This is a genomic window from Sulfurovum sp. UBA12169 (assembly GCA_002742845.1).
GTDB lineage: Bacteria > Campylobacterota > Campylobacteria > Campylobacterales > Sulfurovaceae > Sulfurovum.
This window is the reverse complement of record DLUH01000001.1, coordinates 528,781-541,685: the sequence shown is the minus strand read 5'-3', so window position 1 is coordinate 541,685 and position 12,905 is coordinate 528,781. Positions and strand designations below refer to the sequence as shown.

Below are 12,905 nucleotides of genomic sequence, written 5' to 3'. Positions count from 1 at the left end.
TTTTTAACTATTTTTGAGATGAAACAAAATAGCACTTTTAGCGATCAGAAGAAGAATTGAGGCCGCGATAATTTCATAGCCGACCAGCCAGCTCATGATAAAAAATAAATTATCGTTGAGTGATGAAAAAGTTTTATAATCCATATTTGCTACAGAGAAAAAAACGAAAAGAACGCCTGCGATATAGGGTAAAAAAATGATATAAATACCCAGTAAAGGCATCTCCCACCCTTCAGGCAAAAAAACCGGGGTATTGGAAAGGTCTACTTCTTGGCGCAAGAAGTGTCTTATTTCTTTACGTTTTTTTAATGTTTTAGTTTTGTGTTCCAAATCATTGTGGGTTAATATATGAGTATCCATTGTCCCCCCCCTAATTTTAATATTTTTTAATTATATTGATTAATAGCTTAAAATTTTTTAAATTAAAAACATGCCATCTCTAACAAAGAATAGGCTAAAATAAAAAAAATATGAGGTATGCTATTGAAAACAATCACGATCATTGACACTTTTGGCTTCTTTTTTCGGTCTTACTATGCGCTTCCTCCTTTGCGTAATTCAGAAGGTTTCCCTACAGGCCTATTGACCGGATTTATCAATTTGATTGATTCGCTGCATCGTGAACACAGCACGGAGTATTTGGTTTTTGCGCTTGACAGCAAAACGAAGACATTCAGAAGCGACCTTTACGGGGAATATAAGGCGCACCGCGAGCCTCCTCCGGAAGATCTCCTCAAGCAACTTCCTGTGGCTATTGAGTGGATAGAGCAGATGGGTTTTGCAAACCTTACAAGGGATGGTTTCGAGGCAGATGATGTGATCGCCACTGTCACAAAATTTGCTAAAGAAAAAGGCATGAAAGTCCGCATCGTTTCACATGATAAAGACTTATACCAGCTGATTGACGACGGACGTGTCGTGATGGTTGATTCAGTAAAGAAAAAAGAGATTGATGAGGCAGGATGTATCGAAAAGTTTGGGGTAAATCCGCGTGATTTTGTTGACTTTCAAGCACTTTTGGGAGATTCGTCTGACAATGTGCCCGGCGTCAAAGGGATAGGACAAAAAGGAGCAAGCCAGCTGATCAACCAATATCATACCCTTGAAGCGATTTATGCAGATATCGAAAATTGCGGCACGCCGCGCATTCAAAAGCTGCTGCTGGAAGGAAAAGAAAAAGCCTTTTTATCGAGAAAACTTGTGAGGATGCGAACGGATGTTTTTGAGGAGGTCGATCTGCAGAATTTTGTTTTTGAGGACAGGAACTATCTTTCGTGCCTGATTGACCAGTTCGAAAAATATGAAATGAAACAGGCGATCAGAAAATCAGAGCTAAGAGAAGGCGAACGGGGGTGCCCGGTTCCAATCCCTCAAAAAAAATATTCTTCTTTGTCTTTCGGGGCTGTAACGCTCGATACCAAAGAGAAACTGGAGGCAGTAGTTGATAATTTGGATGAGGATGCGATCATTGCATTTGACACAGAAACAACGGGTCTGGACACTAAAAGCGCAAAAATGGTTGGATTTAGTTTTTGTGTTTCGGAAAACAAAGCGTACTATGTGCCGGTTGGCCATGCTTATCTCGGTATAGAATCGCAAGTAGATATCCAGGATGCTTTAAGGGTGCTCAAAAAGCTTTTAACACACAAGACAATAGGACAAAATCTTAAATTTGATTTTTCTTTGCTTTACAATCAGTATGGTTTTTCTGAAATTACACCTTTTGCGGATACGATGATTATGGCATGGCTGAATAACCCTGAAGCTAAAGTCGGGCTTGATGCTCTGGCGGAGAGGTTTTTCAACTATAAAATGAAGCCTTTTAAAGAGATGGTTAAAAAAGGAGAAAATTTTTCTTCCGTACATATCGGGGAAGCTGCTTTTTATGCCGCCGAAGATGCATGGATGACCTATCTGCTTTATTTTTCACTTAAAAAACGAATGGAATTGGGCGGCTTGATATCTTTATTAGAGGAAGCAAAAAATGTAGAATATCCTTTTATCAATGTGCTTGCGCGCATGGAGCGGGCAGGAATTAAAGTCAATATCCGGCATCTAATGAGTCTTCAAAAGAGTTTACGTTTGGATTTGGAGCATTTAACCGGGGAGATCTATGCATTGGCAGAAAGCGAATTTAATATCAAATCCACCCAGCAACTAGGAAATATACTTTTTCAAAAATTAGGACTCAAAGGCGTTAAAAAAACAAAAACAGGGTACAGCACCAATGAAGCCGTTCTTCAAACTCTAAAAGACGAACATCCGATTATTTCTAAACTTCTTGTTTACCGTGAATACCAAAAAATGCTTTCCACTTATGTTGATCCCTTGTTGAAATTGGCAGAAGAAGACAAAGATCATCGCATCTATACTTCTTTTATCCAGACCGGAACAGCTACAGGGCGGTTAAGTTCAAAAGAACCGAACTTGCAAAATATTCCTGTACGCTCTGAGCTTGGAAGATCTGTGCGGCAAGCTTTTGTGGCCAAGGAAGGGTATAAACTTGTGAGTATCGATTATTCCCAAATAGAGTTGAGACTGCTTGCGCATTTTTCCGGAGACAAGGCGCTAAGCGATGCATTCGTGAATCAGGAAGACATTCATTTGGCTACGGCGGCTAGATTGTTCGGGGAGGCAGAAGCAAAATCCAAACGTAACGTAGCAAAATCAGTGAATTTTGGTTTGCTTTATGGCATGGGGCAGCGTAAACTTGCCGAGGATATAGGAATTACACCGGTGGAGGCCAAAGAGATTATACGCAGTTATTTCGCCTCTTTTCCTACGGTAAAAAGATTTCTGGAGGAGATACAGGAGCGTGTCAAAATTGATGGATACGTAGAGACGATACTGGGCAGAAGAAGACTGTTTGACTATGAAAATGCCAACGCTATGCAAAAAGCCGCATTTTTGAGAGAATCGGTCAATACGGTTTTTCAGGGATCGGCAGCGGACCTTATTAAGCTTTCGATGAATCATATAGATGCGATGATTCTTGAAGAGAATTTGGATGCATCGATGCTTTTACAGATACACGATGAACTGATCTTTGAGATCAAAGAAGAGATCGCAGAATCGCTATCCAAACGGTTTACGTATGTGATGGAACATATTTTAAAACTCAATGTGCCGTTAGTCTGCTCGGTGAGCATGGGAGACAGCTGGGGAGAGTTAAAGTAGTGCCCTCTGTGATGATAATGTAAAATAATTTATCTTAATACACTGTTAACAAAGCTTAGCTATAATTCGGGCTTAATTCATTCTAATATAAAAGGTTTTTAAAATATGAGGTATATTTTTTCGATGAAAATGGCTGTATTAATGCTGTTTGTATTTGGTTTTATAATTGGAGCTGCTACGTTTATAGAGAATGACTATGGAACGCTGACGGTAAAGGCATTGATTTATAAAACGAAATGGTTTGAACTTTTTTTAGCCTATTTCACCGCGATTTTAGTATACAATATTTTTAAATACAAGACATACAAAAAAAACCTGGCAGTCTTTCTTTTCCACTTTTCATTTTTTGTCATTGCCATCGGCGCACTTATTACACGTTATGTCGGGTATGAGGGTATTATGCATATTCGTGAAGGACAAAGTGTCAACATGATGGTTTCCGATGAAAAGATACTTGAGGCTGTAGCTACGTTTGAGGGCAAAAGCGTCTCTCTTGAAAAACCGCTTTATTTTTCTACAATGACCCAAAACAGCCTAGAAGAAGATCTTGATGTGGGCGGCAAAAAAATACATCTCTCTCTTTTGAAATATTTACCCACGATAGAGCACAAAGTGGCTCCTGACCCTGAAGGCAAAACGATTTTAGAATTAAAAGTTTCTACAGACGAACAGGGAAAAACATACTATTTCAGCAAAGGCGATTTGAAAGATTTTGGCCCATTTTATATCGGATATGCTACCTCTTCGCAAACCGATAAACCCACATTTCTGATCAAAGAAGCCGAAGACGGATTTAAGGTTAATTTTCCTTTTGCCATGTCTTTTCTTAAGATGGATGACAAAAGTTCCGGTGAAATTGATGCAGGCGATCATAATTTTACACAAAGAATACTTTATCGTTTCGGAAGCAACGCAATAGTTTTAAAATCTATTCATGAAAAATCAAAACTTGAAACCGTTTCAAGCAGTCTCAAAACAGAATCGGGAAAACCTGAATATATTGAACTAAAAGTGAGTGCGGGTGATCAAAGCAGGGAGATTGTATGCAAGCCAATGAGCGGACAACCAGGGGAATTAAATACGATAGAGATTGACGGGGTGCGTCTTGATTTGCGCATCGGAGCAAAAACCATAGAAGTACCGTTTGCCGTTAAGCTTGAAAAGTTTACATTGGAACGTTACCCGGGCTCTATGACCCCTTCATCGTATGCAAGTGATGTTGTGCTTATAGATAAAGAACAAAATCTTACGATGCCATATAAAATCTACATGAATCATATTCTTGATCACAGAAATTATCGTTTTTTTCAATCTTCTTACGATATGGATGAAAAAGGAACCATTCTTTCTGTGAACCATGATCCCGGCACGCTTCCTACCTATGTGGGATATTTTCTGATGACATTGGGAATGGTTTGGAGTTTATTTTTGTCGAACGGAAGGTTTCAAAAATTGCTTAAGGGGGCACGCAAACTACAGGGGGCTGCAGTTTCAATCTTGTTGGCGTTGATGATTTTTAATGCCGCAGATCTTCATGCCAAAGAACCGGAAGTAGATCCTGCAGTGAAAGAGGCAATATCGGCATACGATAGTGATCATGCTCAAAAAATGGGAAAACTTGCGGTGCAAGATTATATGGGGCGCATGAAGCCCTTGGATACTGTAGCACATGAAGTAGTGGCAAAAATTACAGGCAAAAGTGCAATGTTTGGTTTGGAGCCTATGCAAGTACTGTTGGGAATGATCACGCAGCCCGAAGTGTATCAAAATGTGCCAATGATTAAGATCGGACACAAGAAAATAGCTTTGACACTCGGCCTGCCCGAAGATGCGAAGTTTGCTCAATTTTCCGATTTCTTCAGTAAGGAAGATAACAGCTATAAGATTTATGATGCAGTGAGTGATGCAAACCGTAAAAAACCTTTAGACCAAAGCACTTACGACAAAGAGCTTATAAAGATAGACGAGAGGGTAAATGTCTCATATATGGTTTATCAAGGGACTATATTGCGCATTTATCCCCAAGCGGATGACGTAAATAACAAGTGGGCTGCACCGCTTGAGGCCATTAAGACGTTTGAATCAAAAACACGCGATTTGGTGACACTAAGCGTTTCGGCTTATTTTCAATCGGTAGCAGAAGGGTTAAAAACAGGCAGCTGGACAAATGCGGATTTAGCTCTAAAAGGAATAGTAAAGTATCAAAAAACCTATGGCGCAGCCGTACTTCCAAGCGAACGGCACATTGATATGGAGATTGCCTACAATAAACTCGGCTTGTTTGGCAAATTGGTACCCTTGTATCTTTTGGTGGGTCTAGCGATGCTGGTGTTTGCCTTTATTCATGTTCTTAAGCCGACATTTTCTATGAAATGGATTATGCGCGGGGCATTGGGTATCTTTGTTTTTGGCTTTATAATGCATATGATTGGTTTGGGTATCCGTTGGTATATCGCGGGACATGCCCCGTGGTCAAATGCTTATGAGTCTATCGTGTTTATCGCAGCCTCCACCGCTTTGGCCGGAATCTTGCTGGCCAGACATTCTCCTTTTGCTTTAGCAGGTACGGCACTTTTGGCAGGTATCACTATGGGGGTGGCACATATGAGTTTTATCAATCCTGAGATCACCAATCTTGTGCCTGTATTGAAATCGTACTGGTTGATGATTCATGTAGCAACAATTATTTCCGGTGACGGTTTCTTGGGATTGGGTTCTATCTTGTCTTTGCTGGTACTTATTCTTTTTATTGTTAGAGGAGAGGGCGGGCATAAAAACATCGACCGCTCTATTAAAGAATTGACCAATCTGTCAGAAATGGCATTGATCGTAGGACTTTTCTTGCTTACAATAGGAAATTTCCTTGGCGGTGTCTGGGCAAACGAAAGTTGGGGACGCTACTGGGGATGGGATCCAAAAGAGACATGGGCAGCGGTGACTATTCTTATTTATGCGGCAGTTTTGCATATGAGATTTATCCCCGCACTCAGATCAATTTTTCTTTACAATGTTGTTGCGACATGGGCTTACAGCACAGTATTGATGACCTATTTTGGAGTAAACTATTACCTTTCAGGATTGCACTCCTATGCAGCGGGTGATCCTGTGCCGATTCCTATGTGGGTATATTATGCAATCACGGGATTGTTTGTTCTTACGCTTTTGGCAGCAAGAAATAAAAATCTAGAAAATAACGTTTAAGCAAAAAATAGTATTATTTTTTAAAAGGAGGTACGATAATGTTTCAAGAGTTCAAAAAGTTTCTTATTCAGGGAAATATGGTTGATATGGCGATCGGGTTTATGTTCGGGGGCGCGTTTGCCACAGTAGTCAAATCGATGGTGGATAATGTTATTATGCCTCCGGTGGGCATGCTGATGGGTAAAGTAGATTTTTCCCAACTGTTTATTGCGCTGGACGGTAAAGAATATGCTACGATAGAGGCTTTGGATAAAGCGGGAGCTCCGGCTATCAAATTTGGTATATTTATTAATGATATTATTTCGTTTGTGATTCTTGGATTTGTTGTCTTTATGTTTATTAAGGCATACAACAAACTTAAAGAGCCGCCGGTAGAGGCAGCGCTGCAAGCACCTGCTCAAGAGGTTTTGCTTACAGAGATAAGAGACCTTCTTAAAAAATAGACTATCGGTAAGGAGTCTCTTCCGAGATCCGCTTACCGATCGACGTTTATGGGCACTGTAGTTTATATGCAAAACAAGAAGTAAGTAAAAGTTCTGTTTTTATTTTGACAACCACTTTTTTGGTGTATTCTGATTTTTTATCGATTATTAAAGCAGCCATATGGGCATCATGGGGATAAAGCATTACAAATGTCCCCGGATATATATCAATACGTGTTTGTCCCGGAACTGTTCGTTGGTACAATTGAATATCATTGGATGCGTCATAAGGAACATCAATCAAAAGATCATCTTTAAAAGAGCATTCAAACCCCTCGCTTCCTATCAAAACAGTTTGGATGTCCACATACGTTTGATGTGATTCGAAAACCGATACTTCTGGAGCACGAGTCTCATAACTCATAACAATTGCAAAGATATCATCACCTAAGATGGTGTATTTGCCTTCTGGAGAGTGAGGGGACAACGTGTCCAAAAATTCAAATATCTGTTTCCATGCAGGGCCAAAATGATAATATTTCCAATTTTCCAATTTATCGATGATCATGCGTTACCTCCTTTTTTGCTTTTGCTTTTTCTGTTTTTACTTAGTCTGATATCTTTTTCTGCCGGATACCGGGAATGTTTTGGTTTAGGCACGATGCAATAAGCTAGACTTTGTTGATAATTTTCTTGATTGCTTCAGAGCAAATTGTCAATCCGAATGCACCTGTTACGGCAACGCATGAGCCTTTTTCTTTGCACTTGTCCTCTTCCGGAGAAAAAACGACGGTGAAGTTTCTGTCAAATTTGGCACGTTTGAGTTCATTGCGTATTTTTCGCGCAAGTGCATCTCCGTGCGTTTTCCAGATGGAAGCGACTTCTATCTTGGAAGCTTCAAAGCGTTTAGCTGAACCCAGGGACATAATGAGCTTTTTGTAGCATTTTTTGGCTACTTCTATCTTAACTTTGGTGGTATCGGCTGCATCAATGATAAGATCATAAGGATCAAAATCGAAAGATTCCACCCACGCAATATCCATTTTTTGATGAATCGTTTGGATGCCGGGATAGAGATCTTTTAAGCGTTCTGTTTTGAGCATACCGATAGCATCTGAGCCGATTTGTCTGTTTTGGTTGGTTTCATCGTAAGTGTCATAATCTACAATTGTGATAGAGTGAACACCGCTGCGATAAAGACAATCAAGCACATAGCTTCCTACGCCCCCTACACCCAGAATAAGAATTTTTGCTGCTTGAAGTTTTGTAAAATCCTCTTCTCCAAACAGCATCCTGCAACGTTCAAATCTCATAACCACTGCTCTAGGATTTGGATATCATTATGGCTGGTCATGTCCAGATGTATAGGGGTGATAGAGACATAGCCTTGATGGACAGCTTCAAAATCCGTAATGTGCCCCTTGTTTTCTTTCCAGTCAAGCCGAGGCAATCCTATCCAGTAATGCTCCAGACCCCTGGGATTCCTATGTACCTCGGCATCATTGCCATAGATTCTGTTGCCTGCGCGGGTGATTTTAAATCCTTTGCACTCATCTCTTGCAATAGGAGGAATATTGATATTGAGAAACTTACGCTCAGGCAAAGGAAAGCGGTCTTCAAAAATACGTTTTACAAGCAAGGCAATGCTTTCTTGTGCCAATTCGTAACCAAAATCATCTATGTTTTGACATTGGTCATGACAAACTTGCGAGATAGCAATTGCGGGAATACCTTGCAGCACTGCTTCCATTGCAGCCGCAGCGGTACCGGAATAAGTGATATCCTCTCCCATATTGGCACCTTTGTTGATGCCGGAGATCACAAGATCAGGACGATGGGAATCGTTAAAAAGTTTATTGAGCGATAAAAAAACACAATCCGTAGGAGTGCCATCATCAAGTTTAAAAAAGTCATCGTCCAATTCAATGAAGCGAAGCGGACGAGTGAGGGTTAATGAATGCCCGCATGCCGATTTTTCTACAGTGGGAGCTACTACCGTGATATTTCCCAAAGGCTTAAGCGCCTCCAATAATGCAAGAAGCCCTTTGGATTCGAAGCCATCATCATTTGTTATTAGTATTTGTTTCATTTTATTACTTTAGTGTGGATTGTAGGGAGCCAAAAATTTGACATCTCTTTGCGACGTTATGCACGACTCTATAGATTTTTCATTGATTTTAATCGCTATTATAGCCTTTTTGGTATAATACTTAAAATAAACAATAAATTCAGTATTTTAAAGGACCTGACGTGCAAAAAGAGCCGATGCTTAAAGAAACTTATTTGAAACTTTCTAAAGAGTTGGAGCGTTTGAAAACAGTAGAAAGAGCTGTAATTGCAAAAATTATAGATGAGGCGCGTGCATTGGGAGATTTAAAAGAAAATGCAGAGTATCATGCTGCAAAAGAAAAGCAGGGATTAATGGAGGCGCGGATTACCGAATTGTCAGATTTGACAAGCAGGGCGCAGATAGTTGATCCGTCTACTTTAACCCATGTGCGTGTCTGTTTTGGTTCTACGGTAGTTTTAACGGATCAGGAAAGTCAAACAGAGATATGCTATACCATCGTAGGAGGACAGGAGTCGAGTCCCCAAAAAGGACTTATCTCTATCCAGTCGCCGATGGCAAGAGTGTTGATGGGAAAAGAAGAGGGCGATGAGGTTGAATTGAATTTGCCAAGCGGACAAAAAACGTATGAGATTGAAGAAGTGTTTTATAAAGAGATTATCATTAGCGAATAAATAGCAAGAAAAAAAAGGATAGGCAAGTGGTAAAAGTAGGTGTTGTAGGCGCAAGCGGATATACAGGGTTGGAGTTGATTAAGATGCTTATCGGTCACCCTGAATTTGAATTGTCTTATCTGGCAACCACAGCAGGTGACAGCGTGATAGAGCAATTGCACCCTTCTCTTGCAGGCGTGGTGAGGATGAGCGTTGAAAAAGCAGATGCTGATTCTGTGGTGAAGCATTGTGAATTGGTTTTTTTGGCATTGCCGCATCAGGCTTCTATGGGATTTGCCAAAGATATCATAGATAAAGGTGTAAAGGTAGTCGATCTTTCTGCTGATTATCGTTTGGAGCTTGATACATATGAAAAAACATATTGTAAGCATGAAGATAAAGCGCATTTGAATGATGCTGTTTATGCATTGATTGAATATTACAGAGAAGATCTAAAAAAAACAAAACTTGCAGCATGTCCGGGATGTTATCCTACGGCAACTTTGCTTGGAATATTGCCGTTTATTCCTTATATTGACGCCTCGGCTCCTTTGTTTGTGGATGCGAAGTCGGGTGTGAGCGGGGCAGGAAAGAAATTGTCTGAGACTGCTCATTTCGTAACAATCAATGATAATATTTTCGCCTATAATCCTCTAAAACACCGCCATGCGCCGGAGATTGCAGAAAAAATAGAAAAGATACATCAAGTAAAAATGAATGTCAGCTTTGTCCCCCATCTTATTCCTGCAACAAGAGGTGAATTGATTTCGGTATATGCTACGCTCAAAGAGGATATTGATCCTTTGGAAATACTCAAAAAGCATTACGTTCATGATAAATTTATACGTATACGCGAAAATCCGGTTGACGTTAAAAGCACAGCAGGCACACACTTTTGTGATATTTATGCGGCCAAAAACGGTAATGCGCTTTTTGTAAATTCGGCGATTGACAATCTGTTGAGAGGAGCAAGTTCACAAGCATTGGCTGCCGCCAATTTAATGTGCGGTTTTGATGAAGGGATGGGTATACCAACGATCGCGTATATGCCATAATGGACAAATTGAAGCATAAAGAACCGGGTTGCATTAAGGATGGAGCTGTTTTTGTAGCTGATTCGCACTATCCGCATCATGGAGACGCTTTTTTACTGTTGCTTCAAAAAATAGTCGACGGTGAGATTGTTTTGCCTCAGCTTTTTCTGATGGGCGATAATTTTGATCTGCTTTTTGGCTACAATAAATACATTCAAACATTCTCAAAAGAAGCTATCGGGCTTTTGCAAACTTTGTCGATGACTCTTGAAATTCACTATTTTGAAGGCAATCATGATTTTTGTCTCTCAACACTTTTTCCAAATATTGCCGTATACACCAGAGAACAGCAGCCTGTATTTTTTAATTTCGGAGAAAAAAAGATCGCGATTTCCCATGGAGATAAATATGCTACAGGTTTTATCTATGATCTCTATTGCAAGATTCTAAGAAATTCTGTCGTATTGACTCTTTTAAAACCTTTCGAAAAAAACATTATAAATCATAGGATGGCGATCCTCTCTAAAAAAAAGATATGTCACCGCTTTGACGGTTTTGAAAAGAGGGTAGACCAGATACTCTTGCATTATCGGGAGGCTGATTGTGTTATTGAGGGGCATTTTCATCAATCAAAAATCATAGGCAAATATATTTCATTGCCTTCTCTTGCCTGCCAAAAAAAAGTAGGCATATTTAAAAATGGAAAAATAGTATTTGAAGAAATCTTATAAGCCGCTGCACTCTTTATGAAAATATCATTTTTGATAGTATAGCTTCTCTCTTCTTGAAAATAAAATGCTTTTATCAGTGATGCCGGGTACGGGGAGCACAAGTTAATGTATTTTAATAATTGTCATATTTTCCCGTAAGGATATCGCCACGCATCATATCGAGTTTCTCTTGCATGATCTCCAACAGCAAGCCGGCGGCTTTTTTATTGTCTGCCTCCGCTACATCCCAATTGGTAATTTTCATATTAGCTTTAAAAAGTAATTCTACTTCCTTTTGGATTTCATCTTTTCGGCTATCTAACTCTTTTTCTATAATATCCATTTTAGTTTCTCCTTTTTTAAAAATTAAAAATTCAGCACAATGTTATAAAAATGCATGCCAAAGCATGTTTCATTTTTCTTTACATACAAATATATCATTTTCATGCAGAGGCAAGATGTTTTTAATGGCCATATCCAGGAGCGTCTCTTCGGTAGAAAGTATGACCAGTAAATCCGAAGCATATTGCTTTGACATCTCCATGATACCTTCATTTATACTTTGCGTGCCTAGTTTAAAGGTGCCTTCAAGCCCATGTGCTTTACAAAAATGATCAAAATGACTTCTTTGGGATGCGATAACTTCCTCTTCCTCTACCATTTCCTGAATGGTGTCGTAAGGAATCATGCCGGATGATAAAAAAGGATCAGTTAAAGGGTAAAAGAAATATTGTGCATCTTGCAGAAGATGAATCTTGCTCTCTTTGAAAAGGTTTTGAACCAGTGGCAGGCAATATTCTTCTACCCGTGTATTATCTAGTGCCACTAGAATATTTTCATACGCTGCTTTTGTTTTTTTGAGCACAAGAATAGGAGTGTTTAAAATCAAAACAAGCGCTTTGGTTATTTTTTCTTCATAAGGTGTAATAACAAGGCTGTTGTGTTCCCTCTCGAGTTCCAACATAACACGGCCTACCGTGTCATTTTCGTAAACAAAAATAACTGTATTTTCCAATCCTGTTTCTTTTGCTTGTGCTTCAAGTATATTTTTAATCGTTTTTGTGCTTGTCTCCTCTGTTTCATAAACCGGCAATTCAAACAGCGTCTTTTCTACCACAAAAAGAAAAGTAAGTGTTGTGTTTTGCTCTTTGGCAATTTGCGCCGCCTTGTCAAACAGCATCTGGGATTTATTTATATCGTTGCACACACAAAGAATTCTAGATAACATTTTCATCTCCCTCTCCCTTTTTTTAACTTATATCTTTTATTGTAGCACAATTTGTAAGAATATGTTATTTTTAAGATCGGGCAAAACGGTTTATTTGACTGCCAAGGGTTGCAGCTCTTTGCTTTTGCAGAGTTTTTCGGTGTAGAAGCTTCCAAAAGGGATAAGCGACAAAACAAAAAATAACACGGTTTCTTTTGCAGCCAACGGTACCTCTTGCTTGGCTTTTGCAAGCTGATAGACAAATAGCACAAAAAGCAATCCGTGGATCATCCCGGCAATTTTAGTAGCCATGGGGTATCCGAATATATATTTAAGCGGCATGGCGATGAAGACAAGGATGAGGAATGAGATTCCCTCGATCTTGTTGATAAGTTTGAATCTTATTAATTCAGACATAATTACTCCTAGATTT

At 39.5% G+C, this 12,905-nt stretch carries 13 protein-coding genes; 6 read left to right on the top strand and 7 right to left on the bottom strand.

The features are described 5' to 3' along the window. Positions 1-3: 3 nt before the first annotated feature. Positions 4-360 (bottom strand): hypothetical protein, encoded by a 357-nt coding sequence (locus tag CFH81_02870; GenBank protein ID DAB41253.1) that lies wholly within the window; start codon positions 358-360, stop codon positions 4-6. A gap of 117 nt (positions 361-477) precedes the next feature. Between CFH81_02870 and CFH81_02865 the strand changes: the two genes are divergently transcribed. The 3 genes from CFH81_02865 (at position 478) to mscL (ending at position 6,821) form a co-directional block, all read left to right on the top strand. Beyond that, positions 478-3,177 carry a DNA polymerase I gene (locus CFH81_02865; protein DAB41252.1) on the top strand — a complete coding sequence of 900 codons (2,700 nt, stop codon included), beginning with the start codon at positions 478-480 and terminating at the stop codon, positions 3,175-3,177. 105 nt (positions 3,178-3,282) lie between these two features. Continuing rightward, positions 3,283-6,378 carry a cytochrome C biogenesis protein gene (locus tag CFH81_02860; GenBank protein DAB41251.1) on the top strand — a complete coding sequence of 1,032 codons (3,096 nt, stop codon included), beginning with the start codon at positions 3,283-3,285 and terminating at the stop codon, positions 6,376-6,378. A 38-nt stretch (positions 6,379-6,416) separates the two neighbouring features. After that, positions 6,417-6,821 carry a large conductance mechanosensitive channel protein MscL gene (gene mscL, locus CFH81_02855; protein DAB41250.1) on the top strand — a complete coding sequence of 135 codons (405 nt, stop codon included), beginning with the start codon at positions 6,417-6,419 and terminating at the stop codon, positions 6,819-6,821. 46 nt (positions 6,822-6,867) lie between these two features. Here the strand turns inward: mscL and CFH81_02850 are convergent, their stop codons facing one another. The 3 genes from CFH81_02850 to CFH81_02840 all read right to left on the bottom strand — a co-directional run bounded on the left by CFH81_02850 (position 6,868) and on the right by CFH81_02840 (position 8,889). Beyond that, the gene (locus tag CFH81_02850) at positions 6,868-7,368 is read right to left on the bottom strand and encodes a YhcH/YjgK/YiaL family protein (protein ID DAB41249.1); all 501 of its coding nucleotides are present in this window, start codon (positions 7,366-7,368) and stop codon (positions 6,868-6,870) included. A 103-nt stretch (positions 7,369-7,471) separates the two neighbouring features. Further along, the gene (locus tag CFH81_02845) at positions 7,472-8,113 is read right to left on the bottom strand and encodes a tRNA cyclic N6-threonylcarbamoyladenosine(37) synthase TcdA (GenBank protein ID DAB41248.1); all 642 of its coding nucleotides are present in this window, start codon (positions 8,111-8,113) and stop codon (positions 7,472-7,474) included. Next, the gene (locus CFH81_02840) at positions 8,110-8,889 is read right to left on the bottom strand and encodes a 5'/3'-nucleotidase SurE (protein ID DAB41247.1); all 780 of its coding nucleotides are present in this window, start codon (positions 8,887-8,889) and stop codon (positions 8,110-8,112) included. Before CFH81_02840 ends, CFH81_02845 begins: the two co-directional genes overlap by 4 nt. A 176-nt stretch (positions 8,890-9,065) precedes the next feature. On the opposite strand from CFH81_02840, the gene CFH81_02835 reads away from it, so the two are divergent. The 3 genes from CFH81_02835 to CFH81_02825 are packed head-to-tail and all read left to right on the top strand — an operon-like array spanning position 9,066 to position 11,286. Beyond that, positions 9,066-9,542: a transcription elongation factor GreA gene (locus tag CFH81_02835; GenBank protein ID DAB41426.1), complete on the top strand. Its 477-nt coding sequence runs from the start codon at positions 9,066-9,068 to the stop codon at positions 9,540-9,542. Between the two features lie 26 nt (positions 9,543-9,568). Next, positions 9,569-10,576 (top strand): N-acetyl-gamma-glutamyl-phosphate reductase, encoded by a 1,008-nt coding sequence (locus tag CFH81_02830; protein DAB41246.1) that lies wholly within the window; start codon positions 9,569-9,571, stop codon positions 10,574-10,576. Continuing rightward, positions 10,576-11,286 carry a UDP-2,3-diacylglucosamine hydrolase gene (locus tag CFH81_02825; protein ID DAB41245.1) on the top strand — a complete coding sequence of 237 codons (711 nt, stop codon included), beginning with the start codon at positions 10,576-10,578 and terminating at the stop codon, positions 11,284-11,286. The genes CFH81_02830 and CFH81_02825 overlap by 1 nt, the downstream gene beginning before the upstream one ends. A gap of 112 nt (positions 11,287-11,398) precedes the next feature. Here the strand turns inward: CFH81_02825 and CFH81_02820 are convergent, their stop codons facing one another. The 3 genes from CFH81_02820 to CFH81_02810 form a co-directional block, all read right to left on the bottom strand. After that, positions 11,399-11,608 (bottom strand): hypothetical protein, encoded by a 210-nt coding sequence (locus tag CFH81_02820; GenBank protein DAB41244.1) that lies wholly within the window; start codon positions 11,606-11,608, stop codon positions 11,399-11,401. Positions 11,609-11,677: 69 nt separating this feature from the next. Next, a complete protein-coding gene (locus CFH81_02815) occupies positions 11,678-12,499 on the bottom strand; it encodes a hypothetical protein (protein DAB41243.1) in 822 nt (273 codons plus the stop codon). Positions 12,500-12,583: 84 nt separating this feature from the next. Next, positions 12,584-12,889, bottom strand: coding sequence for a hypothetical protein (locus CFH81_02810; protein ID DAB41242.1), 306 nt, complete (start codon positions 12,887-12,889; stop codon positions 12,584-12,586). Positions 12,890-12,905 lie beyond the last annotated feature (16 nt).

Coding starts and splice junctions, on each gene's coding strand:
- CFH81_02870 (DAB41253.1), bottom strand. CDS start 360: ATGGATACTCATATATTAACCCACAATGATTTGGAACACAAAACTAAA.
- CFH81_02865 (DAB41252.1), top strand. CDS start 478: ATGCTATTGAAAACAATCACGATCATTGACACTTTTGGCTTCTTTTTT.
- CFH81_02860 (DAB41251.1), top strand. CDS start 3,283: ATGAGGTATATTTTTTCGATGAAAATGGCTGTATTAATGCTGTTTGTA.
- mscL (DAB41250.1), top strand. CDS start 6,417: ATGTTTCAAGAGTTCAAAAAGTTTCTTATTCAGGGAAATATGGTTGAT.
- CFH81_02850 (DAB41249.1), bottom strand. CDS start 7,368: ATGATCATCGATAAATTGGAAAATTGGAAATATTATCATTTTGGCCCT.
- CFH81_02845 (DAB41248.1), bottom strand. CDS start 8,113: ATGAGATTTGAACGTTGCAGGATGCTGTTTGGAGAAGAGGATTTTACA.
- CFH81_02840 (DAB41247.1), bottom strand. CDS start 8,889: ATGAAACAAATACTAATAACAAATGATGATGGCTTCGAATCCAAAGGG.
- CFH81_02835 (DAB41426.1), top strand. CDS start 9,066: ATGCTTAAAGAAACTTATTTGAAACTTTCTAAAGAGTTGGAGCGTTTG.
- CFH81_02825 (DAB41245.1), top strand. CDS start 10,576: ATGGACAAATTGAAGCATAAAGAACCGGGTTGCATTAAGGATGGAGCT.
- CFH81_02820 (DAB41244.1), bottom strand. CDS start 11,608: ATGGATATTATAGAAAAAGAGTTAGATAGCCGAAAAGATGAAATCCAA.
- CFH81_02815 (DAB41243.1), bottom strand. CDS start 12,499: ATGAAAATGTTATCTAGAATTCTTTGTGTGTGCAACGATATAAATAAA.
- CFH81_02810 (DAB41242.1), bottom strand. CDS start 12,889: ATGTCTGAATTAATAAGATTCAAACTTATCAACAAGATCGAGGGAATC.